Raw genomic sequence first — 23,169 nt, 5'->3', positions numbered from 1 at the left:
GCCTCCTGCGCATCCGACGACCAGGTCCGCGCATCCCCACCAGATCACTCACACACCGTCAACGAGCATGAACCCAAAGCGTTTCGGATCAATAAGGCCGGGCAGCCGGTCATCGTAGTTGGAAGCCGCGCGAACGGTAGCGCCAACTCGGCATCGGACTGGGATTACATTTTGTCTGGCCCGTCGAGGTCCCGGCATAGTCAGCAGAGCTCCCTGCCAAGGGGGACCGGGGATGGCGAAGGAAGTGGCCGAGGGCGCGACTTCTGGCAGAACTACAATCCAAGTCGGCCGGACTATGCAGAATTGGACCCGAGTAAGCCCTATGTCATATTCGAGCCCCGGAGCCGGTGATCAATTGAAAGCCTCGGAGCGAATCATCAACGAGGTTGCCCAGGGTCTCCTTGGCTTGGAGCAGGGGGTGAGCTGGTTCTCTTCCCTGGAGCAGGTCGAGCAAAAGGCGGTACTGCATGAAGTAGTTCGCCACTCCATGCAGGCCCACGCAACGGCGGAGGACGGCCGAGAGGGCGTTTTGCGATCCGGAGTGAAGCCGACAGCAAATCCCGCTGTTCTGATCGTCAGGGAACCGCTACTCCAGCAAATGGGAAAGATTATTAATCTTCCTCAAGCTGAGTACGTGAAGGCATTCCGCGTCCTCCTTTCCACTTTCGTCGTGGCGGATACGCGGCGGAGAGAGCTGGAGTGTCGAGGAAGTTGCAGCCACGCTTGGCATAACCTGACGTAGGAGTGATCGGCGGGCCTTGCGGCCTCTCGGCAGCGCCATCAAGTACCGGTCACCACGTCTACCTGAATTCGGGGCGGCGTACAAAATGGGAGCCCCCACCAGGTGCGTGCCTGGTGGGGGCTCCCGGTCGTTTGACGGCAACGGTGACGGCAACGTCAGCGGATGATTGTCGTGGAGGGCGGGTCTCCTTGGTCGTCGTTGCCCGTGCCGAGTACGTCGTTGAGGGTGTCGATGGCATGGCGTTGGAGGCGGAGTCGTACGTGGGCGTAGACGCCGGCGGTGACGCCGATGTGGGTGTGGCCGAGGAGTTCTTTGATGACGACGAGGTCGACGCCCTGTTCCAGGAGCAGGGTCGCGGTCGAGTGTCGGAGGTCGTGGAAGCGGATGCGGCGGAGTCCGGCCCGGTTGAGGAGTCGGCCGAAGCGGCGGGTGAGGTTGGCGGGGTCGAGAGGGCCGCCGGTCGGGGTGGTGAAGACGAGCCCGCTGTCTGACCAGGCAGTCCCGGCGACTCGACGTTCCTCCTGCTGGCGTTCCTGGTAGTTCTTGAGGGAGTGGACGCATTCGGTGGGGAGGGCGATGCGGCGTTCGGAGGCGCGGGTCTTGGTGTGCAGGGTGGTCAGGCCGCCAGTGCGGGTGCGCTGGAGGGAGCGGTGGATGGTGGCGGTGCCGCCGTCGAGGCCGAGGTCTTCCCAGTGGAGGCCGAGGAGTTCGCCCTTGCGGAGTCCGGTGCGCCGGGCGAGTTCGTACAGGGCGTGCAGCCGGTCACGGGTGGCCGCATGAAGGAGTCGCCGGGCTTCGGCGGCGGTGAGGGGCTGGAAGCGTCTGGGTCGGGGCGCGGCGGTCTTGACGTTCCGGGCGACGTTGCGCGGCAGCTCATCCTCGCGGACGGCGTGCTCCAGGGCGGACTTGAGGACCGCGTGAACGTACGTCACGGTCAGCGGCGACAGCGACTTGCCGCAGCACTGGTCGATGGCGCAGCAGAGCCGTCGGTTCGCGTCCTGGTCCTGGGCGCAGCACTGGCAGGTGGTGCGGAGTCCGTCGAGGAAGGTGCGGACGTCGCGGGCGGTGAGCCGGGCGAGCTTCTTAACGCCGAGTCCGGGGAGGAGATGGAGGCGGATGCAGGCGGCGTAGCGGGTGTGGGTGTTCTCCCGGAGGTGATGGACGGCGACGTTGTCCAGCCAGTACGTCACGTAGGCACCCACGGTGCTGTCGGTCGCAGCGATGGGAAGGCCGCGGTTGCTGGCGGCGATCTTCTCGGTGAGCTTGGACAGCGCGTCTTTGCGGGTGGTGCCGTAGACGCGGATGCGCTTGCGGGTGTTGACGGGGGCCAGCACGTATCCGGCGGCTTCCCAGCGTCCGTCCTTGCGCTGGTAGACGGTTCCGTCTCCGTTCGTGCGGGTGCGGGTGCGGGTGCGGGTGCGGGTGCGGGTGCGGGGGCGGCGGGACGGAGCGGGGCGGGGTGTCATTAGGAAGCTTCCTGTTCGAGGCGGATGCGGATGAAGTCGGTGAGCGCGTGGGTGGGGATGCGGCGGGCGCGGCCGAGGGTGATCGAGGGGAGCTGGCCGGAGCGGAGCAGGTCGTAGACGGCCGAGCGGCCGAGCTGGAGACGGGCCATCACCTGCGGCACCGTAAGCAGATCCAGCACCGGTGCCGCTTCCGAGCGGAGGACGGCAAGAGGGGCCGACGCCATCAGCAGCCCCCTTCGGCCGCGAACTGCCGTTCCAGTTCTTTGCGGTGCCAAACGTGGGCGGCGAGGAGTCCGGCGCCGGGGCTGTAGCCCGAGCCGTGGTAGGCCCAGTACCCGACGACGAGAGTGGTGGTCAGGTCGATGTCGGACAGTCCGGCGTGGGCGCGGGCCTGTTGGGTGCACCAGGCGCGGCGAGTGTCGCGCAGCGCGCCGAGGGTGGTGGAGTAGCTGCGGGATTTGGTGGAGAAGTGGCCGCGGAAGCCGAGCATGTGCGCCCACTTCCAGAGCTTGAGGCGCGCGAACTCGGGCAGCCTGCCCAGTTCCCAGCAGGTGCGGATCATCTGCCGGACATGCCGGGCGACGGCGAGCCGGGGCAGGGTGTCCGTGGGTTCGTGGAGCTTGCGGCAGAGGACAGGGGCGGATGTCGCCGCTGCGGTGGTGGGGCGGTTGTGGACGGGGCCGAAGGGCGGCTGGGCGAGGGTCACGAAGACGTGGGGTGGGTGCGGACGCTGTCGGGCACGTTCTTGTCACCGGACGTCATGGGTCACATCACATACCGCATGTCCCGTTTTGCGGGATGAGGGCGGAACGTCCCACTGGCTGTGCACACGGCCTCTACATAGAGTCCTGCGGGATTCCCTTTTTCCGGGAATCTTCATCTTCTCGGGACCGGGGTGGACCGACGCCAGTGGATTCCGACTGAACGGTGTCGATTCCTGAAGACCCGGACGGGCGGGCGGTGTGTGGAGGGGTGTTGGTGCAGGAAGCCGAACAGTCATCCGTTCCCGGGGTGCGCCGGGTGCTCGGTCGGATCGGCCGATGCCTCCTGGCGTATCTGCTCCTGCACGCCACGGCGTGGGTGATCATCTCGCTCTTGGTTCCGTGGGAAGACTCCACCGAGCAAATGGTGGGGACCAGCCTCGGCATGCTCGCCCTCATCGGCCTTCCGACGCTTCTTCTCGCGATCCTGGCGGGCTTGGGGCACAGAAAGATGGCGACGGCCCGGTTCCGGGGGGTACTGGTGGTTCCGATGCTGGTGTTCGTCTGGCCGTGTCTGGCCGGCAGCACGGCCGAGCCTCTGCTGGTCGAATTCGTGGCCCAGCTCGTGTTCGCCTGCTTCCTGATGCCCGTACCGCTCGTGCCCGAGAAATGGGTGGAGGAGCCCCACTGAACCGGTGAGACTCGCTCCACCGGGGCGTGAGACGTCCTCCGGCGGTTCCGGCGGTCACGGCTTCGCCCCGGGCGAGGCCCGCGCCGCTTTGCCTGCTCCGGGGTGCAGGAAGAGGAAAGCGGCGGTTTCTGGTCGATCTTGCCGGTGATGTTCCGGTCGGTGTGTCGGCCGGGCGGCCGGGCAGTGCCGGGGTTCCGTCGAGGGTCGCGCCCCCGGCGGACGTGCCGGAACGCCCAGTTCACATGGGCCGTACCCTCGAAGTGGCGAGGCAGCTTACCCGTCTTGCAACCACATAACACTCCTTCACACCATCCTTTGTTCGTCTATGTGGCTGAACTTTTCTTGTTTCATGGTCAGTTGAAGGGGGAAGGGCCGTACCCTTCGCCAGGTGAACCAGTTGATGTCCCGCGATTCCGACGCCGAGCCGACGCCTCACGGTGAACAGCTTCCCGGCACCCTGCCCGAGGACCTGCGTGCCGAGCTGATCGCCTTCCGACGCGACCTGCACATGCACCCCGAGCTCGGTAACCAGGAGTTCCGCACCACCGCGGCCATCAGGGCCCGGCTGGAGAAGGCCGGTCTCCGGCCCCGGGTGCTCTCCACCGGAACCGGACTCATCTGCGACGTGGGCACGCGGGACGACTCCACCCCGCCCGTCCTGGCCCTGCGCGCCGACATCGACGCCCTGCCCATTCCGGACACCAAGAGCGGCGTCCCGTACCGCTCCACCGTCCCCGACCGGGCCCACGCGTGCGGGCACGACGTCCACACCACCGCGGTCCTCGGCGCCGGTCTCGTGCTCGCCGGCCTCGACCGGCAGGGGCTGCTGCCGAACCCGGTGCGGCTGATCTTCCAGCCGGCCGAGGAGGTGCTGCCCGGCGGGGCGCCCGAGGCGATCCTGTCCGGGGCGCTGGAGGGCGTCGGGCGGATCATCGGGGTGCACTGCGACCCGAAGGTGGACGTGGGCCGGATCGGGCTGCGGGTCGGGGCGATCACTTCGGCCTGCGACCGGCTGGAGGTCTCCCTCGACGGACCGGGCGGCCACACCGCCCGCCCGCACCTGACCACCGACCTGGTCACCGCCGCCGCCAAGGTGGCCACCGAGGTGCCCGCGCTGCTGGCCCGCCGGGTCGACGCCCGCGCCGGTCTCGCCGTCACCTGGGGACGGCTGGAGGCGGGCCACGCCTGCAACGTGATTCCGCAGCACGCCGAGCTGTCGGGCACCGTCCGCTGCCTGGAGCTGGCGGCCTGGCGGGAGGCGCCGGACCTGGTGCACGCCGCGATCGACGAGGTGGCCGGGATGCACGGAGCCAAGACCGTGATCAACTACATCCAGGGCGTCCCGCCCGTCGTGAACGACGCCGCCATGATCGACCTGCTCGCCGGGGCGATGACCGTACGCCGCGGAGCGCAGGCGATCGAGAGCACCGAGCAGAGCCTCGGCGGCGAGGACTTCTCCTGGTACCTGGAACACGTCCCCGGCGCCATGGCCCGCCTCGGCGTCCGCACCCCCGGCGACACCGCCCGCCTCGACCTGCACCGCGGCGATTTCGACGCGGACGAGGAGGCGATCACGGTCGCCGTCGAGCTCTTCACCGCGGCGGCGCTGCTCGACGGCCGCGTCGACTGAACGGGAAGAGAAGAACGGGGACGGGCGGGAAGGGCGTGGAGGACAGGACCGGGCGGGGGCGTCGGCGGTCCGCCGACGCCCCCGCCCGGTCCCGCACGCCCCGAAGGGCCCCCGGATGCGGGTCGGCCCCGTTTCCCGACCACCCGAACGGCCCCTTTCGTGCACCGGGTACCGTGTTGTCGAGCCCTTCGCTACCTCCGTGTTGCCCAATGGCAACCACCCGTAGTCGGGTGCGTCACCTCTCGTTCGCGACGATCCGATAACGGCTTCCGTACGGGGCTTTATCTGACATCTACGCGCGTTACGATCGCCGCGAAACCAGCGCCGGAAGAGGCGCTTCGGTCAGGTTTGAAGGAGCCTTCCCTTGCGCCGGATCACCCGGATTGCCACCGTGGGCCTTGCGTCCGCGGCGCTCGCACTCAGCGCCACGGCCTGTGGCAGTAAGACGTCGTCGGATGCTGGTTCCGACTCCAAGGAAGCCAAGACGGCCATCGCGTACGACGTCGGCGGTCGCGGCGACCAGTCGTTCAACGATGCCGCCTACGAGGGCCTGGCCAAGGCCGAGAAGGAACTCGGCTTCAAGGGCACCGAGGCCGAGCCGTCGGACGGCGAGGCGGACGCCGACAAGGTGCAGCGCCTCACCACGCTGGCCCGCGCCGGCAACAACCCCGTGATCGGTGTCGGCTTCGCGTACGCGCCCGCCATCAAGAAGGTCGCGGCGAAGTTCCCGAAGACCACCTTCGGCATCATCGACGACGCCTCGGTGACCGGCAAGAACATCGCCAACATGGTCTTCAACGAGGAGCAGGGCTCGTACCTCGCCGGTGTCGCGGCGGCCAAGGTGACCAAGTCCAAGACGGTCGGCTTCATCGGCGGTGTGGAGACCCCGCTGATCAAGAAGTTCCAGGCGGGCTTCGAGCAGGGCGTGAAGGACACCGACCCGTCGGTGAAGGTCCTGCCGCAGTACCTGACCCAGCCGCCGAACTTCGACGGCTTCTCCAAGCCCGACCTCGGCAAGGCCGCCGCCCAGGGCCAGCTCGACAAGAAGGCCGACGTCATCTACGCGGCGGCCGGTCTGGCCGGCTCCGGGGCCATCGAGGCCACCGCGAAGGCGGGCAAGTGGGCCATCGGTGTGGACTCCGACCAGTACAACCAGAAGGGTCTGGCGCAGTACAAGGACCAGATCCTGACCTCGGTCACCAAGGACGTCGCGGACTCCGTCTACAACCTGATCAAGTCGGTCAAGGACGGCAAGCCGCAGTCCGGTGAGGTCCGCTACGGCCTGGACAAGGACGGCGTCGGCCTGGCCGACTCCAACCCGGCCTTCACCAAGATGACCGACGTCGTCGCCGCTGTCGACAAGGCGAAGAAGGCCATCATCGACGGCAAGGTCACCGTCAAGACCACCCCGTAACGGCACCTGCCGTACGACTGGTGTCCCCGGGCCCGGAGCGCACATCGCCGCTCCGGGCTCATGGGGTGTTCGTCCCGAGAAGTTCCGCCCGCCAGGCGCCTCTCCGGCACGGGACCGACCCCGGTCCTCCTCGTGCTGCGAACAGGCGTCTTACGATTCGGCAGCGCTACGCGTGTAGACGGCCCTCCGGCGCGATAACTTCACCCCGCCCCTGCCCCTCCGCCCCGCTCCTGTCCGGCCAAGGAGAGTGCGTCATCAACGCGTCCAGCCCCCCCGCCGTAGAACTGCACGGCATCACCAAACGCTTCCCCGGTGTCGTCGCCAACCGGGACATCGACATCACCATCCGCAAGGGCACGGTGCACGCCCTCGTCGGTGAGAACGGTGCCGGCAAGTCCACCCTGATGAAGATCCTCTACGGCATGCAGAAGCCGGACGAGGGCACCATCACGGTCGACGGGACCGAGGTGACGTTCGGCAGCCCGGCCGATGCCATCGGCTGCGGCATCGGCATGGTGCACCAGCACTTCATGCTCGCCGACAACTTCACCGTCCTGGAGAACGTGGTTCTCGGCGGTGAGAAGCTGCACGGCATCGGCTCCGCCGCCCGCAAGAAGATCATGGAGATCTCGGACGCGTACGGTCTGGGGGTCCGGCCCGACGCCCTCGTCGAGGACCTCGGCGTCGCCGACCGCCAGCGCGTGGAGATCCTCAAGGTCCTCTACCGCGGTGCGCGCATCCTCATCCTGGACGAGCCGACCGCAGTGCTCGTGCCGCAGGAGGTCGACGCGCTCTTCGACAACCTGCGCGAGCTCAAGGCCGAGGGCCTGACCGTCATCTTCATCTCGCACAAGCTGGGCGAGGTCCTGTCGGTCGCCGACGACATCACGGTGATCCGCCGCGGCACGACGGTCGGCACCGCGGACCCGGCCAACACCACCACCAAGCAGCTCGCCGAGCTGATGGTCGGCAGCGAGCTGCCCTCTCCCGAGACCCGTGAGTCCACGGTGACGGACGTTCCGATGCTGCGCGTCGAGAACCTCGCGCTCACCGTGACCGATCCGGACGGCGCCGTACGTGACGTGCTGGCCGGCATCGACCTCACCATCCACAAGGGCGAGGTCCTGGGCATCGCCGGTGTGGAGGGCAACGGCCAGACCGAGCTGATCGAGGCCCTGATCGGCATGCGGGCCCCCGACGCCGGAGTGATCACCCTCGACGGCGAGGACATCTCGCACACCCCCACGCGCAAGCGGCGCGAGAGCGGCATCGGCTACATCCCCGAGGACCGCCACCGGCACGGCATGCTGCTGGAGGCGCCCCTCTGGGAGAACCGTATCCTCGGCCACGTCACGGAACGCCCCAACAGCCGGGGCGGACTGCTGGACATCAAGGCGGCCCGCGCCGACACCGAGCGGATCGTGCGCGAGTACGACGTCCGCACCCCCGGCATCGAGGTCACCGCGGCCTCTCTCTCCGGCGGCAACCAGCAGAAGCTGATCGTCGGCCGGGAGATGAGCCACGACCCGAAGTTCCTGATCGCCGCCCACCCCACCCGCGGTGTGGACGTCGGCGCACAGGCGCAGATCTGGGACCAGATCCGCGAGGCACGCCGGGAGGGTCTCGCCGTCCTGCTCATCTCGGCGGACCTGGACGAGCTGATCGGGCTCTCCGACACCCTGCGCGTCATGTACCGCGGTCGGCTGGTCGCGGACGCCGACCCGGCGACCATCACCCCGGAGGAACTGGGCTCGGCCATGACCGGCGCCGCCACCGGTCATCTCGAGGCAGCACCGGAGGACGAGGACCGATGAAGAAAATCGACAAGGACCGGCTGATCCTGGGCTTCGCCGGCCCCGTTCTCGCCCTGGTCGTCGCCTTCGCGCTCACCACCGTGGTGCTGCTCGCCTCGGGCAAGAACCCGTTCGAGCCGTACCGGCTGATGTTCGACTCGGCGGGCTACGTCGACGTGCAGGTGCTGATCATCAACCAGGCGGGCACGTACTACCTCGCCGCCCTCGCGGTCGCCATCGGCTTCCGGATGAACCTCTTCAACATCGGTGTCGACGGCCAGTACCGGCTCGCCGCGATGATGGCCGCGCTGGTCGGCGCGAACGTCGACCTGCCGGGAGCGCTGCAGATCGCGCTGATCGTGATCGTCGCGATGCTGGTCGGCGCCTTCTGGGCGGGCATCGCCGGATTCCTCAAGACCACCCGGGGAGTGAGCGAGGTCGTCTCGACGATCATGCTCAACTCCATCGCGACCGCGCTGATCGCCTGGCTGATCCTGCCGAAGAACTTCGGCGTGCAGCCCGCCGGCTCCAACAACCTGACCACCGGCGACCTCCCGGAGTCCGCCTGGTTCCCCGGTCTGTCCATGGGCGCGGAGGCGGGGGAGATCTACGGCTTCACCTTCGTCGCGGCCGCCTGCGGTGTCGTCTACTGGTTCGTCCTGAACCGCACCCGCTTCGGTTTCGACCTGCGGGCCACGGGTGAGAGCGAGAGCGCCGCCCAGGCCTCCGGCGTGGACGCCAAGAAGATGATCCTCACCTCGATGCTGATCTCCGGTGCCGTCGCCGGCCTCGCGGGCATGCCGACGCTCCTCGGTGACGCGCACACCTACAGCCTCGACTTCCCGACCGGGATCGGCTTCACCGGCATCACCATCGCCCTGCTCGGCCGGAACAACCCGATCGGCATCGCCTTCAGCGCCCTGCTGATCGCCTTCCTGGACAAGTCGTCCGCCTCGCTCGACCAGTTCGGGTACGAGAAGGAGATCGCCACGATCATGCAGGGGCTGATCGTGATCTCGGTCGTCGTCAGCTACGAACTCGTGCGCCGTTACGGAACCCGCCGCCAGCAGCAGAAGGTCGGCGAGGAACTCGCCGCCGGCCATGCCCTCAAGACCGAGAAGGAGGCCGCACTGTGAGCGCAACCCAGGTTTCCGCCGCGAGCGTCGCCCCCAAGAAGGGCGGCGGTCGCCGCAAGCTCACCCTGCCCGTCATCCTGCTGATCATCGCGGGCGGGCTGGCGCTGGTCTCCCTCGTCCGCCTGATCAGCGGCGCCAACGACGTGACGTCCGTGGGACAGGTGGCGGGCGCGCTCGAACTGGCGGTCCCGATCGGTCTCGCCGGGCTCGGCGGTCTGTGGGCCGAGCGCGCGGGCGTCGTCAACATCGGTCTCGAAGGCATGATGATCCTGGGCACCTGGTTCGGTGCCTGGGCCGGGTTCCAGTGGGGCCCGTGGGTGGGCGTCCTGTTCGGCATCGTCGGCGGCGCCCTCGGCGGTCTGCTGCACGCGATCATCACCGTCACCTTCGGGGTGAACCACATCGTCTCCGGTGTGGCCATCAACATCCTCGCGGTGGGACTGACCCGCTACCTCTCCAACTACGCCTTCGAGGGCGTCGAGGGCGGTTCGTCCAAGCAGTCCCCGCGGATCGAGGCGATCGACCGGATCACCATTCCAGGGCTGTCGGACTGGCTTCTCGACCTCCAGCAGAAGCACTGGTTCCTCGTCTCCGACATCGCCGGGGTCGTCGGTGGCCTGATCACCAACCTGTCCTGGCTGACCGTCGTCGCACTGCTGCTGATCCCCGGCACCTGGTGGGTGCTGTGGCGCACCTCGTTCGGGCTGCGGCTGCGCTCCTGCGGCGAGAGCCCGGTCGCCGCCGAGTCGCTCGGCGTCAACGTCTACAAGTACAAGTACATCGCCGTCGTCGTCTCCGGCGGTCTGGCCGGACTCGCCGGTGCCTTCCTGGCGATCGTCTCCACCGGCATCTACCAGGAGAGCCAGACCGGTGGCCGCGGTTACATCGGTCTCGCCGCGATGATCTTCGGCAACTGGATGCCGGGCGGGATGGCGCTCGGCGCGGGCCTGTTCGGCTTCACCGACAGCCTCAAGCTGCGCGGCGGTGCCGAGAACGTGCACGCGATGCTCCTGCTGCTCGCGATCCTGCTGGTGGCCGCACTGCTCTGGCAGCTGTACCGGAAGAAGTACGTGGCAGCGGTGATCTCCGCCGCCGTCTCCGCGCTGCTCTTCACCTGGTACGCGCTGACGGACCAGGTGCCGAGCCAGTTCGTCGACGCGGCTCCCTACGTCACGACGCTGCTCGTCCTCTCGCTCTCCGCGCAACGGCTGCGCATGCCGAAGGCGGACGGCCTCGTCTACCGGAAGGGCCAGGGCAAGTGACGGCCGCCGCGGAGGTCGACTGGGAGGCGCTGCGCAGCGCCGCACGGGCCGCCATGGCGCATGCGTACGTGCCGTACTCGCACTACCCGGTCGGCGCCGCGGCCCGGGTCGACGACGGCCGTACGGTCTCCGGCTGCAACGTCGAGAACGCCTCGTACGGGATCGGGCTGTGCGCCGAGTGCGGCCTGGTCTCCGAGCTGCACGCCACCGGCGGCGGCCGGCTGACCCACTTCACCTGCGTGGACGGGGCCGGCGAGATCCTGGTGCCGTGCGGCAGGTGCCGACAGCTGCTGTACGAGTTCGGCGGGCCGGAACTGCTCCTGGAGACGCCGGACGGGCTGCGCACGCTCGACGAGATGCTGCCGCAGGCCTTCGGCCCGGACCACCTGAAGTAGCGGGCGGGCACGACCCGTTCACCGTGGCCCTCCCGCCCCTCGGGAGGGCCACTCCCATCTCCACCCTCTATGCGCGTAGAGTCATTCGGGACTCTCGTGTACCGCATGCACGTATGTACGTACCGGCCGGAAGGACTCCCAGGACATGGACGCCATCTCCGTCATCCGCACCAAGCGGGACCGAGGCGAGCTGACCCCCGAGCAGATCGACTGGGTCATCGACGCGTACACCCGCGGCGAGGTCGCCGACGAGCAGATGTCCGCGCTGGCCATGGCGATCCTGCTGAACGGCATGAACCGCACCGAGATCGCCCGCTGGACCGCCGCGATGATCGCCTCCGGCGAGCGGATGGACTTCGCCTCGCTCTCCCGGCCCACCACCGACAAGCACTCCACCGGCGGCGTCGGCGACAAGATCACCCTGCCGCTCGCCCCGCTGGTCGCCGCCTGCGGCGCCGCCGTGCCGCAGCTCAGCGGCCGGGGCCTCGGCCACACCGGCGGCACGCTGGACAAGCTGGAGTCCATCCCCGGCTGGCGCGCCCACCTCTCCAACGCGGAGATGCTCGACGTCCTGGACACCACCGGCGCGGTCATCTGCGCCGCCGGTGACGGGCTCGCCCCCGCCGACAAGAAGCTGTACGCGCTCCGCGACGTCACCGGCACCGTCGAGGCCATCCCGCTGATCGCCAGCTCGATCATGTCCAAGAAGATCGCCGAGGGCACCGGCGCGCTCGTCCTGGACGTCAAGGTCGGCTCCGGCGCCTTCATGAAGACCATCGAGGACGCCCGCGAACTGGCCTCCACCATGGTCGCCCTGGGCACCGACAGCGGGGTGCGGACGGTCGCCCTGCTCACCGACATGGCCACCCCGCTCGGCCTGACCGCGGGCAACGCCCTGGAGGTGCGCGAGTCCGTCGAGGTGCTGGCCGACGGTGGCCCGAAGGACGTCGTCGACCTCACCCTCGCCCTGGCCCGCGAGATGCTGGACGCGGCGGGCCTCAAGGACGCCGACCCGGAGAAGGCCCTCGCCGACGGCTCCGCGATGGACGTCTGGCGCCGCATGATCTCCGCCCAGGGCGGCGACCCGGACGCGCCGCTCCCGGTCGCCCGCGAGCAGCACGTGGTCACGGCCCCGTCCACCGGCGTACTGACCCGCCTGGACGCGTACGACATCGGCGTCGCCGCCTGGCGCCTCGGCGCGGGCCGGGCCCGCAAGGAGGACCCGGTGCAGGCGGGCGCGGGCGTCGAGCTGCACGCCAAGCCGGGCGACACGGTCACGGCCGGCCAGCCGCTGCTGACGCTGCACACCGACACCCCGGAGAAGTTCGACTACGCGCTGAAGGCCCTGCCCGACGCGTACGACATCGCCCCGGCGGGCACGGCGTTCACCGCCACCCCCGTGGTGCGGGAACGTATCGCCTGACCTGCGGCTTTCCCATACGGGTGAACGGGACCGGCGGACCGCCGCCGGTCCCGTTCGGCATGCTGGACCCGGTGACGCACCGATGAGATGACGCACCGACAGGAAGAGACCGCCATGAGCGCACTCACCGGCGGTCCCGCTCCGGACCACGGCCGGGACTGGGACGACCTCGTCCGGATCCGGGAGGAGACGGACGCTCCCGAGGGCTGCAAGGTGGAGATCATCGAAGAGATCGTCACCGTGGCGCCGCCGCCGTCCAACGACCACAACACCACCGCGGAGCTGCTGCAGCGCAGGCTTTACAGCGTCATTCCGGAGGACCGGGGGATCTACCAGACACTCGGCGTCTCGGTACCGGGCCGGTCCGGGCTCTACATCCCCGACCTCGTCGTCGTACCGCGTGCCGTGGCGACCGGACCGGGCAACCGCGTCCCCGCCGAAGAGGCCCGGCTCGTCGTCGAGATCACCTCGAAGGCCAACGCCAACCACGACCGCGTCGGCAAGGTGCGCGGATGTGCGAAGGCCGGTGTCGAGCTGTTCCTGCTGCTCGACCCGTGGCACTCGGGCCGCCCCACCGCCACGCTGTACGGGGAGCCCGAAGGTGGTACCTACCGGGTGCTGGACACGGTCGAGTACGGGGAGAAGCTGACGCTGCCCGAGCCGTTCGGGCTCGTCCTGGACACCGGGGTGTTCCCGGTGGGCTGAGAAGCTCCCACGGGTGCGGTGCGGGGACGCGAACGGCCCGCCGGGGCGGAGGGATCCGTCCCGGCGGGCCGCTGTCGTGCGTGGGCGGGGGCCTGTCGGCTCACCGCCCGGGGTCGGTCACTTGCCGAAGTAGGCGTTGTAGATCGACACCGACGACTTGTTGCCCTTCTTGTCCGTGACGTTCGCCCGGTAGGAGATGGACTTCCCCTTCGCCGGGTTCTTCACGGAGAGCTTGCCCTTCTTCACCGTGGACTTCTTCCACGTCTTGCCGGAGTCGTAACTGACGTACACCGTCAGCGACTTGAGGTTCTTACCGGCGGCGGCACCCTGCACCGTCACGGGCACGGAAGCGGTCCGGCCGGCCGTGACCCTGCTGTCGGAGGTGACGTTGGGCGTGAACCGCACCGTGGAGACCGGCAGCATGGCCGGGGCCGAGGTCCGCTTGGAGCGGAAGGTCCAGCTCGCGTCGATCCGGGTGGAGACCGCGGAGAGCGCGGTGCTGCGCCGCACCGAGGTCGTCAGCCGGTAGTCGGCGACACCGGACGGCACGGTCATGGGGGTCTCGCCCGTCAGCGGGTCCTCGTTCTGGGCGAGCTTCTTGCCGTTGCGGTACAGGACCGTCTTGGCCGAACTGTAGGCGGAACCACCGATGTTGCCGCTTCCGTCGGCCATCAGCGGCAGCATGCCGATGATGTCGTTGCCGTCGCGGACGATGCCGTACTCGGAGTTGACCGCAGGGCCGAACACCGCGGTGTTGACCTTCTTCGTGTAGGACTTGCCCGCCTTGAAGGACTGCGGGGCGCCGAGGGAGTACTGCGCCTCGTACACCGGGTAGCCGTCCTCGTCGACCCCGCCGAGCTGGCTGAAGTCGAAGTTCCAACGCACCTTGTCGGCCGTGGAGACGTAGGCGGTGACGTTGCCGGGGACCTTGTGGAGGGACCAGGCCGACCAGCTGTTGTCCGAGCCGGGCAGCCAGCCCGTGGCGGCGATCTCACCGGTCTTGCCCTTGGCGGGCGAGCCGAGGGAGAGGCCGACCTTGGCCAGCTGCGCGGTGGTGTACTTCCGCTCGAAACCGGTGGCCGCCCGGGTCACCGGGCCGCCGGTCGCGATGTCGTACCGGGTCGAGGCGCCCTTGGACCAGCTGCCGAGCCAGTGCTGGGAGAGCGATCCGTCGGTCACCGCCGGGCCGAAGTGCGCGGTGCGGAAGTTCTTGTACGTGTCGAGGATCCAGCCGTAGGTGTAGGTGCCGGCGTCGGCCGCGAGCTGGAGGTCGGGCGCGGCCAGCAGGGACTTCGTCCCGGTGGCGGGCACGGTGATGTTCACCGGCTTCGCCTTGCGCGCGTCGAGCGTCACGGTGAGGTTCTTGGTGACGTCCAGCTTCGGCTGGGACAGCCAGTCGGTGCCCTTGACGTAGTCCTCGGGGTCCACGGTGACGGCCCCGTTCAGGGTGTAACCGCCCCTGGGGACACGGACCTTGGCCGTGCCGTCGGTGCTCGGGGGGGAGAGCCACTGGCCGATCGCCGTTCCGGAGAGGCCGAAGAGGTTGGTCTCGGCGAACTGGGCCGGCTTGCCGTCGCGCCCGATGGTCTTGACGGTGACGTCGTACGACTCGATCTCGCGCTCGACCGCGGCCGCCGTGCGGACGCTCTGGCCGCCGCCGGTCCCGACGACGTACGCGGAGTAGACGCCGTCCGCCGTGCCGCCGAGCCTGGTGTCCGCGGTCAGCGGCACGTCGGCGGTGCCGCCCGCGGGGACGGTGACCTTGTCGGCGCCGAGGGTGAAGAAGCCGGCCGGGGCGGGCTTGCCCTTCGGCCCGGTCGCGGTGACCGCGAGGTCGAGGGTGACGTCGCTGGTGCCGAGGTTGCGGTACGTCAGCTTCTTGGTGACCGGGGTGTCGTCGGTGTGCGGCCACTGCTGCAGGCCGAAGCTCACCGAGACCGGCTCGGCGACGACGGTCTGGGCGATCGCCCGGTCGATGGCGATCCGGCCCGTGCCCTGCTCGAACGGGGTGTACGCGCCCGGCTTCGTCGAAGCGGTGAGCGCGCCCTTGAGCTCGGCGTACTTCCACTCCGGGTGCTGCTGCTTGAGGAGCGCGGCGGCGCCCGCGACGTGCGGGGTCGCCATCGAGGTGCCGGAGATCGTCAGGTAGCCCGGCGGGTTCTGCCCGACCTCCTGGTCGATGGCGGAGCCGGGCGCGGCGGCTGCCGTGATGTCCACGCCGGGGGCGGTGACGTCGGGCTTGATCGCGCTGTCGCCGATGCGCGGGCCGCGGCTGGAGAAGTCCGCCAGGTTGTCCTTGTCGTCGACGGCGCCGACGGTCAGCGCGGCGTCCGCGCTGCCGGGGGAGCCGACGGTTCCGGCGTCGGAGCCCTCGTTGCCCGCCGCGATGGCGAACAGGACGCCCTTGTCGGCCGACAGCTTGTTGACCGCCTCTTCCAGCGGGTCCACCTCGGGGGTGTCGCTGCCGCCGAGGCTCAGGTTGATGATGTCGGCGCCCTGCGCGACCGCCCACTCCATCCCGGCCAGGATGCCGGAGTCGTCGCCGAAGCCGTCGTCGTCGAGGACCTTGCCCTCGATGAGCTTGGCGTCCGGGGCCACGCCCTTGAACTTGCCGCCCGACTTGGCGCCCGTACCGGCCGCGATCGACGAGACGTGGGTGCCGTGGCCGACCCGGTCCTTGGCATCCGGGGAGGCGGTGAAGTTCTTCGTGTCGAGGATCTGCCCCTGGAGGTCGGGGTGGGTGGCGTCCACTCCGGTGTCCAGAACGGCGATCTTGACGCCCTTCCCGGTGTAACCGGCCTTCCACGCGGCCGGGGTGCCGATCTGCGGGACGCTCTTGTCGAGGCTCGCCCTGCGCACGCCGTCCAGCCAGACCCGGTCGATCCCGGCGGCGGTGGTGAGTTGGCCTCCGCGTGAGGTCTTGCTGGTGAGTGCCTGCCAGATGTCCCGGGCGTCGCGCTGCGGGGTGATCACCGACTCGGCGTTCAGGGTCTTCAGGGTCCGGGCGACCCGGGTGGCGCCTGCGTCGTGGACCTCGGCCTTCGCGGTCGCGGCCTTCGCGCCCCGGTAGGCGACGATCAGCTTCAGGCCCGCCTTCTGGGCCCGGCGGTTCTCCGCGCGGCTCAGCTCGGTGACGTCGAACAGTCGGCGGTCCAGCTTCCCGGAGCTGATCAGCCGGTGTGCGTCGGCCGGGACGAGCAGGGTGTGGCCGTTGTGTATCTGGCGCTGCACGGGTATGTGCTCGCGGCCCTTGGCGGCGCGGAAGTCGACGATCCGGCCCTTGGCGTCCACCGTGACGCGGTCACCGGTGATCAGCGTCAACCGGTGCTGGGTCAGGGACTTGCCGCCGGTCGTCCGTGCGGTGTCGGGCTGTGCGACGGCCGGGCTGGTCATCCCGGCCGCGAGCGCCACGGCAGCGGCCATGGCGACGGTTGAAACACACGCATTTTTCACGTGTTTGCGCAACTCTCCCCCTGGAGAATCAGGCGGCCCCGAGGGCCACTGGTCAGTCGGCAGGGCGGGGACGCCGGTGCCGACCGGTTCACGTACCTAGAGGGGGAATTGAGCGTACGGGTTCACAGAAGTCGCACAGATAAACGAAGTTGACGAAAGATCATCGGTCCGGAATGGCTCGGGACGCCTCGGGGGTGCCTCGGGACGGCACTGTTCAGAGCAACCCCGGGGCCGGGTGGGGGCTGCGAGGGCATGACGGCCGAGGGGAAGCAGGGGGTGGAGAAGCGGGGAAGTGGAGAAGCGGGGAAGCGGGAGGAGCGGGATCGGGCAGCGATGAGTTTCGGCCGCCACATCGGTCTCTCCTGATGTGGAAGCCATGACCCCGATCGTTCTCGTCGTCACCGGCCGCGTCACCAGGGACGCGGTGCCGGGACTCTGTGCCGAGCTGGAAGCGTTGCTGTCCGGCCCCGACGGCGCCGCCCGCGCCCCGGAGGCCGGGGTGGACTGCGATGTGGGCGGGGTCGTGCGGGCGGACCTGGCCCTGGTCGAGGCGATCGCGCGACTGGGGCTCGTCGCGCGCCGGGCGGGCGGCCGAAGGCTACGACTGCGCAACACGCCCCCGGAGCTGCGGAGCCTGTTGGACCTGGTGGGGCTGGCCGACGTGGTGGACGTGACGGATGCGGGGGATGCACCGGGTGTGCTGGATCCGAGGGATGTGTCGGACGTGCCGGATGCGGGGTGCGGGACGGCAGCCGGGGAGGCCACGGGCTGAGCGACTCCGCTGCCCCTCCGCGTCCCGGCCTCTCCGCGTCCCGGCCTCTCCGCGTCCTGGGCCCTCCGGTCTCCGAGCCTCTCCGCCTCGGAGGCCGGAGGCGTCACCGGGGCGGAGAGGCCGGTGGCGGCGGGCTCACCCCTCCGCTGGGTCAGCCCCCGGCCACCGGCACCCCCAGTCGGCCACCAGCCCGTTCCGCACGCCGCGTCTCACCGGCGCGGCCTCATGCCGCCGCGTCGTCGTCGAGGTGGTCCGGCAGCCCGAAGAGCGGGAACCAGCGCGGCGTGTCCAGGAAGCAGTGCATCCCGGTGATGGAGCCCTCCGAGATGTCGATGACCTGCACCGCCCACGGCACGAACCCGGGCCCTTCCGGATTCGGCTTGTAGTGGGCGAACGCCGGGGTGCCGTTCGCGAACGTCGCCACCAGGCGGGAGCCCGCGCAGCTCGCGCCGATGGAGAGCATGAAGCCGGTGATGTCGTCGTGCCCCTGGAGCCAGAGGTCGAACGGCGGCATGGTCATCACGGCGTCCTCGTGGAGCAGCGCGGTCAGCGCCGCCATGTCGTACCCCTCGAAGGCCGCCACGTAACGCTCCAGGAGCTTGCGCTGCTCCTCGTCGAGCGGATTCGTGGTGTCCACGGGCTTCCCCTCGTGTTCCGTGAGGGTGGCCCGTGCCCGCTGGAGGGCGCTGTTGACGGAGGCGACCGAGGTGTCCAGCAGCTCGGCGACCTCGCTCGCCTTCCAGGCCAACACCTCGCGCAGGATCAGCACGGCCCGCTGCTTGGGCGGCAGGTGCTGGAGCGCGGCGACGAACGCGAGCCGCACCGACTCCCGCGCCACGGCGGCCTCCGCCGGGTCGGCCACCGTCGGCAGGATGCGTCCGTCCGGCATCGGCTCCAGCCAGGTGTTCTCCGGCAGCGGGTTGAGCGCCGCCTGGGCGAGCGGCGTCGGCCCTGTCAGATCGACGGGACGGGCCCGCTTGTTGCCCGCGTTCAGCATGTCCAGACAGACGTTGGTGGCGATGCGGTACAACCAGGACCGCAGCGAGGAACGCCCCTCGAACTTCTCGAAGTTCCGCCAGGCACGCACCAGCGTGTCCTGCACGGCGTCCTCCGCCTCGAAGGCCGAGCCGAGCATTCGGTAGCAGTAGCCGGTCAGCTCGACCCGGTGTCCCTCCAGACGGCTGCCGATGTCCGTCGTCGCCGTCAGATCACTCATCGCTCCACCCCTGTTGCGCTGTGCCACCGCCCACTTGAGCACTTCGGAAGCTACAGCAGGCCACTGACAACAGAGGCGGAAAGCGCCGAAGCCGCCCCTGCGCCGGCCGCATCCCAAGCGGGTTCCAGCCATGTTCGCGGCGGATTCCGACCGGGCTCCGGGGCGCGGCCGGGACGGATCAGGGGCGGCTCGGGGACGACTCCGGACCCGGTCGGCCGGGTCGGCCGGGCCGGGATCAGGTGCCGGGCTTGCGCCCGTACACGTAGACGTCGTCGCCGTTCCTCAGCAGTTTCCAGTAGGACTTCGCGTCGGCGGACCGCATGTTGACGCAGCCGTGCGACCCCGGCGGGTTCCACATCTTCACGCCCACCGAGTGGAACGCCTGCCCGCCGTCGAAGAACTGGGCGTACGGCATGGCCACGTGGTAGATCGACGAGACGTGGTCGATGTGCCGCCAGTAGATCTTCGTCGACCCGGTGCGGGTCTCGTAGCCGTTGCGTCCGGTCCGTACCGGCACGGGGCCGAACTTCAGCTTGCTGCCGTCCTGGATCCAGCTCAGCTGCCGGGTCAGGTCGACGCACGCGATGCGCCCCTTGTTGGTGGGGCACTTCTTGGCCTTGTTCGGGTTCTTGCCGGCCGCCTTCTGGGCCGTGAGCGTCTTCATCGTGCGCCAGGTGACCGGTCCCGCGTACCCGATGGTGGGGGTGACCCCGTACGTGCTCTGGAACGACCGGATCGCCTTGCAGTCGGCCGACGACTGCTTGCCGTCGACCGGCCGGTGCAGGTATTTCTCGACCTGCTTCTGGTACGGCCCGGTGGACGTCGTGCAGGACGCCGCCTGCGCCGATCCGCCGGTACCGAGGATCAGGGCAGGCACCGAGGTCAGCCCCGCGACCGTCAGCGCGATGCCGCGCCGCAGCCGTACTCCCCGTATGTTCCCCGCGACTCCCATGTACGCCAACTCCCCTTCGCGCGCCGTGAGGTGTTTCCGCCTGCTAGACGCGCGTCGGGGAGTCGATGGTTGTGCGCCGGGCGTCTCGGTTCTGCACGGGCGTCGAATTCCGGCCCCGTACCAGTACTGGTTCCCGGTCCGGTGCGGGCACCGGCTTCCGGCCCCGTACGGGCACCGGTTCCCGGCGCAATGCGGGAGCCGGTACCCGTACGAGTACCGCCAAGTGCGCTGCCGGGGCTCAGGCCCGTGCGGACGCCACCGGTGCGAGCCGGAGCCGCTCGGCGCGGGCGACCCGCGAGCCGTACAGCGTGATCGAGACGACGCCGAGGACCGCGAACAGCCCCAGCGACACGGTCCCGGCCCAGCCGCCCGCGTGGAAGGCGACCGCACCGAGCGTGCCGCCCGCGCTGGAACCCAGGTAGTACGCGGACTGGTAGAGCGCCGACGCCTGGGCCCGGCCCTTCGTGGCCGTACGGCTCACGGACGAGGAGGCGACCGCGTGCCCGGCGAAGAAGCCCGCCGTGATCAGGACCAGGCCGAGGAGCACGGCGGCCAGCTGGTCGGCGAGGGAGAGCAGCAGACCGGCGGCGGTGGTGGAGACGGCGAGGTACAGCGCGCCCCGGCGGCCGAGCCGGGCGACCAGCTTGCCGGCCGCGGCGGAGGAGACCGTACCGACGAGGTAGACCAGGAAGATCGAGCCGACGACACCCTGCGGGAGGTTGAACGGCGCCTCCACCAGGCGGTAGCCGATCACCGTGTAGACCGCGCCGAATACCGTCATGAACAGCGCGCCGATCGCGTACAGCCGGCGCAGCAGCGGGTCGGAGAGGTGCCCGCCCACGGTCCTGGCGAGGGCCTTCGGGTTCAGCGTTCCGGGGGTGAAGTGCCGGGCCCGGGGGATCATGAAGTGGAAGACGACCGCGCAGGCCAGGGCCATCAGCCCCACCGCGCCGAGCGCCGCCCGCCAGCCCCACAGCTGGGCGATCCAGCCGGTGACGATGCGACCGCTCATGCCGCCGATGCTGTTGCCGGCCACGAACAGCCCGATCGCGGCAACCAGCGCCTTCGGCCGTACCTCCTCCGCCAGGTACGCCATCGCGGAGGCGGGCAGTCCGGCCAGCGCCGCGCCCTGGACGGCGCGCAGCGCGATCAGCCAGCCCAGCGAGGGGGCGAAGGGCACGAGCAGCCCGACCAGTACGGCGACCGTCAGCGACGCGGTCATCATCTGCCGCCGCCCGAACCGCTCGGAGAGCGCACTCATCGGCAGCACGCACAGCGCCAGCGCGCCCGTGGCGGCGGAGACCGTCCAGCTGGCCTGGCCGGCCGTGGCGCCGAGGGAGGCGGAGACGGCGGGCAGCAGGGCCTGGGTGGAGTAGAGGAGCGCGAAGGTCGCGACACCCGCGGCGAAGAGCGCGAAGCTCATCCGGCGGTAGCCGGGGCGGCCGGGTTCGAGGCGATCCGTCGCGGCCGGGTCGGCGGTGGCGACGGGCGCGGCGACGGGGGAGGCGAGGGGGGACGGCTGGGGCGAGGCGGCCACGACGAGCGTGGACGCCCCGGTACTGGCAGGAGGCATGCTTCGAAAGTAGGCGCCCCGGTTTCATGCGTCCAATGCATGAAGTGGCGATAATCAATCCCATGGTGCATGAACGCAGCTCACAGCCTCGACTGTCACCCAGTAGTTACGAAGAAGACATTTGCGCAGTCCTCGCGCCGAGGCTGGCCCACTTCGAGGCGGTGGCCCGCCACGAGCACGTCACCCGCGCCGCGCAGGAACTCGGCATCCCCCAGTCGACGCTGTCGCGGGCGATGGCCAGGCTCGAACAGGACCTGGGCGTCGCCCTGTTCGCCCGCAAGGGCCGTACCGTCTCCCTCACCCCGGCGGGCCGCACCTTCCTCGGCTCCGCCGAGCGGGCCCTCGCCGAGGTGGAGAAGGCCGCCGACTCGGTACGGGCCGACGCCGACCCGGCCACCGGAAAGGTCGCCTTCGGCTTCCTGCACACCATGGGCTCCGAGACCGTGCCCGCCCTGATCCGCGCCTTCCGCGCCGACCACCCCGGCGTCCGCTTCCAGCTCGTGCAGAACTACGGCGAGGCGATGATCGAACGCCTCCGGGCCGGCGGCCTCGACCTCTGCCTCACCTCACCCGTCCCGGACGCCCCCGACCTGGTCGCCCGCCGACTGGACGAACAACGCCTGCGCCTCGTCGTCCCCGAGGACCACCGCCTCGCCGGCCGCCGCCGCATCCGCCTCGCGGAGGCCGCCGACGAAAAGTTCGTCACCCTGGAACCGGGTTACGGCCTGCGGCGGATCACCGACGACCTGTGCGCCGAGGCGGGCTTCACCCCTCGCGTCGCCTTCGAGGGCGAAGAGGCGGAAACCCTCCGCGGCCTGGTGGCCGCCGGCCTCGGCGTGGCCCTCCTCCCCCCTCCGGCAGTGCCCCGCCCCGGAGTCGTCGAACTGACGGTCACCGCCCCGAGAGCCGCCCGAGAGATCGGCGTCGCCTGGCTCGACGGCCACCCCGACACCCCACCGGTGGCCGCCTTCAAACGCTTCCTGCTGTCCCGCCGGGGGAACCTGCTGCCGGATTGAGGGGATGGCGGCGAGGGGCGGGGGCGTCCTTTGCCGTTACGGGTTCCACGGGTGCGGGGGCCACGAACAACGCCCCTGGAATTCGCCCTTCGGCGGGGGCTTTCCTGTCGTCTACGGGCAGGACTCGTCGAACTTGACTGCAGCGAACTCAACAGGCCGGCCGTTGAGCACCGCTCCCGCCTTCGGGGCCTGGGTGCAGACCTTCCAGTTGCTCTCCATCAGGACCATGCGGTCTTCGCGGGCGTCGGTGACCGTGATCGAGGTGCCCGAGTCGAGGGCTCCTCGCGCCACCTTGACGGACTTTCCAACAAAGTTGGGCATGGTGTTCCCGGCCGGAGCAGGATCCTTCTCGTCCTTGGACGGGCAGGACTCCTCAAGCTTCACCGCTCCGAAGTCGAGTTTGGTGTCGACCGGGAGGCTCTTCCCCGCCTTGTGGTTCTGGGTGCAGACCTTCCAGTTCCGGTCGAATGCCTGCATGCGGCCACGACCGGCACTGTCATGGGACGCCAGGAGATGGAAGCCGTCGGCCTGCGCCTTGTCCTGCGCGGACTGCAGACCCATGCCGACGAAGTCCGCGACGGTCGCGCGCTCAACGGGCTTGTCGTCCTTCTCCGGCAGTGCAGCGTCCGAGACGGCCGGGGAAGGCGGCGGAGTGGTGGACTGCTGGGAGGCGGGCTGCTGGGCGGTGGTGGCCGGCTCGCATCCGGTCAGGGCAATGGCAGCCAGGCAGGCGAGCGCGGCAGTGACTGTGCGGGTGCTCAAGTTGTCCCCCCAATGGTGGTTCATAGAGGAATGACCGTAGCTGGGCCTTGTGATCGGGTGAGACGCG

Annotated in this window: 19 protein-coding genes and 1 pseudogene; 12 read left to right on the top strand and 8 right to left on the bottom strand. The window is 69.7% G+C overall.

Annotated features, from left to right (window positions below):
- The first annotated feature begins 232 nt into the window (after window positions 1-232).
- On the top strand, window positions 233-742 hold the full coding sequence (locus ACWCXX_RS13135) for a DUF5958 family protein (protein ID WP_451126445.1): 510 nt from the start codon (window positions 233-235) through the stop codon (window positions 740-742).
- A 155-nt stretch (window positions 743-897) separates the two neighbouring features.
- On the opposite strand, the gene ACWCXX_RS13130 is transcribed toward ACWCXX_RS13135, so the two are convergent.
- From ACWCXX_RS13130 to ACWCXX_RS13120, 3 genes and pseudogenes are all read right to left on the bottom strand, one after another.
- On the bottom strand, window positions 898-2,208 hold the full coding sequence (locus ACWCXX_RS13130) for a tyrosine-type recombinase/integrase (RefSeq protein WP_451126443.1): 1,311 nt from the start codon (window positions 2,206-2,208) through the stop codon (window positions 898-900).
- Window positions 2,208-2,432 (bottom strand): helix-turn-helix domain-containing protein, encoded by a 225-nt coding sequence (locus ACWCXX_RS13125; protein WP_451126441.1) that lies wholly within the window; start codon window positions 2,430-2,432, stop codon window positions 2,208-2,210. Before ACWCXX_RS13125 ends, ACWCXX_RS13130 begins: the two co-directional genes overlap by 1 nt.
- A pseudogene (locus ACWCXX_RS13120) lies at window positions 2,432-2,806 on the bottom strand (replication initiator); the annotation flags it as partial. The gene ACWCXX_RS13125 and the pseudogene ACWCXX_RS13120, both read right to left, overlap by 1 nt.
- 380 nt (window positions 2,807-3,186) lie before the next feature.
- Here ACWCXX_RS13120 and ACWCXX_RS13115 point away from each other — a divergent pair.
- The 9 genes from ACWCXX_RS13115 to ACWCXX_RS13075 all read left to right on the top strand — a co-directional run bounded on the left by ACWCXX_RS13115 (window position 3,187) and on the right by ACWCXX_RS13075 (window position 13,358).
- Complete coding sequence (locus tag ACWCXX_RS13115) at window positions 3,187-3,600, top strand: hypothetical protein (RefSeq protein ID WP_451126439.1); 414 nt, start codon at window positions 3,187-3,189, stop codon at window positions 3,598-3,600.
- Between the two features lie 400 nt (window positions 3,601-4,000).
- The gene (locus ACWCXX_RS13110) at window positions 4,001-5,230 is read left to right on the top strand and encodes an amidohydrolase (protein ID WP_451126469.1); all 1,230 of its coding nucleotides are present in this window, start codon (window positions 4,001-4,003) and stop codon (window positions 5,228-5,230) included.
- Window positions 5,231-5,594: 364 nt separating this feature from the next.
- Window positions 5,595-6,644 carry a BMP family lipoprotein gene (locus ACWCXX_RS13105; protein WP_451126437.1) on the top strand — a complete coding sequence of 350 codons (1,050 nt, stop codon included), beginning with the start codon at window positions 5,595-5,597 and terminating at the stop codon, window positions 6,642-6,644.
- 230 nt (window positions 6,645-6,874) lie between these two features.
- A complete protein-coding gene (locus tag ACWCXX_RS13100; protein WP_451126467.1) occupies window positions 6,875-8,458 on the top strand; it encodes an ABC transporter ATP-binding protein in 1,584 nt (527 codons plus the stop codon).
- Window positions 8,455-9,573 carry an ABC transporter permease gene (locus tag ACWCXX_RS13095; RefSeq protein ID WP_451126435.1) on the top strand — a complete coding sequence of 373 codons (1,119 nt, stop codon included), beginning with the start codon at window positions 8,455-8,457 and terminating at the stop codon, window positions 9,571-9,573. The genes ACWCXX_RS13100 and ACWCXX_RS13095 overlap by 4 nt, the downstream gene beginning before the upstream one ends.
- Window positions 9,570-10,835: an ABC transporter permease gene (locus ACWCXX_RS13090; RefSeq protein WP_451126433.1), complete on the top strand. Its 1,266-nt coding sequence runs from the start codon at window positions 9,570-9,572 to the stop codon at window positions 10,833-10,835. The genes ACWCXX_RS13095 and ACWCXX_RS13090 overlap by 4 nt, the downstream gene beginning before the upstream one ends.
- Entirely contained in the window at window positions 10,832-11,230 is a 399-nt protein-coding gene (locus ACWCXX_RS13085) for a cytidine deaminase (RefSeq protein WP_451126431.1), read from the top strand. Before ACWCXX_RS13090 ends, ACWCXX_RS13085 begins: the two co-directional genes overlap by 4 nt.
- A 145-nt stretch (window positions 11,231-11,375) precedes the next feature.
- Complete coding sequence (locus ACWCXX_RS13080; protein ID WP_451126429.1) at window positions 11,376-12,653, top strand: thymidine phosphorylase; 1,278 nt, start codon at window positions 11,376-11,378, stop codon at window positions 12,651-12,653.
- 114 nt (window positions 12,654-12,767) lie between these two features.
- Window positions 12,768-13,358, top strand: coding sequence for a Uma2 family endonuclease (locus tag ACWCXX_RS13075; protein WP_451126427.1), 591 nt, complete (start codon window positions 12,768-12,770; stop codon window positions 13,356-13,358).
- 117 nt (window positions 13,359-13,475) lie between these two features.
- Here ACWCXX_RS13075 and ACWCXX_RS13070 read toward each other — a convergent pair whose 3' ends face one another.
- Complete coding sequence (locus ACWCXX_RS13070) at window positions 13,476-16,781, bottom strand: S8 family peptidase (RefSeq protein WP_451126425.1); 3,306 nt, start codon at window positions 16,779-16,781, stop codon at window positions 13,476-13,478.
- Between the two features lie 406 nt (window positions 16,782-17,187).
- On the opposite strand from ACWCXX_RS13070, the gene ACWCXX_RS13065 reads away from it, so the two are divergent.
- Window positions 17,188-17,583 (top strand): STAS domain-containing protein, encoded by a 396-nt coding sequence (locus ACWCXX_RS13065; RefSeq protein ID WP_451126423.1) that lies wholly within the window; start codon window positions 17,188-17,190, stop codon window positions 17,581-17,583.
- Window positions 17,584-17,806: 223 nt separating this feature from the next.
- Here the strand turns inward: ACWCXX_RS13065 and ACWCXX_RS13060 are convergent, their stop codons facing one another.
- From ACWCXX_RS13060 to ACWCXX_RS13050, 3 genes are all read right to left on the bottom strand, one after another.
- Window positions 17,807-18,799, bottom strand: coding sequence for a sigma-70 family RNA polymerase sigma factor (locus tag ACWCXX_RS13060; protein ID WP_451126421.1), 993 nt, complete (start codon window positions 18,797-18,799; stop codon window positions 17,807-17,809).
- A gap of 235 nt (window positions 18,800-19,034) precedes the next feature.
- Entirely contained in the window at window positions 19,035-19,751 is a 717-nt protein-coding gene (locus ACWCXX_RS13055) for a L,D-transpeptidase family protein (RefSeq protein ID WP_451126419.1), read from the bottom strand.
- A gap of 238 nt (window positions 19,752-19,989) precedes the next feature.
- Window positions 19,990-21,324: an MFS transporter gene (locus tag ACWCXX_RS13050; protein WP_451126417.1), complete on the bottom strand. Its 1,335-nt coding sequence runs from the start codon at window positions 21,322-21,324 to the stop codon at window positions 19,990-19,992.
- A gap of 62 nt (window positions 21,325-21,386) precedes the next feature.
- Here ACWCXX_RS13050 and ACWCXX_RS13045 point away from each other — a divergent pair, with 62 nt between their 5' ends.
- The gene (locus ACWCXX_RS13045) at window positions 21,387-22,340 is read left to right on the top strand and encodes a LysR family transcriptional regulator (RefSeq protein WP_451126415.1); all 954 of its coding nucleotides are present in this window, start codon (window positions 21,387-21,389) and stop codon (window positions 22,338-22,340) included.
- A gap of 111 nt (window positions 22,341-22,451) precedes the next feature.
- On the opposite strand, the gene ACWCXX_RS13040 is transcribed toward ACWCXX_RS13045, so the two are convergent.
- Complete coding sequence (locus tag ACWCXX_RS13040; RefSeq protein ID WP_451126413.1) at window positions 22,452-23,102, bottom strand: hypothetical protein; 651 nt, start codon at window positions 23,100-23,102, stop codon at window positions 22,452-22,454.
- Window positions 23,103-23,169 lie beyond the last annotated feature (67 nt).

This window comes from Streptomyces sp. NPDC001732 (assembly GCF_053596315.1).
Note: the sequence above shows the minus strand (reverse complement) of the source record. Positions and strands in the feature narration are given on the sequence as shown.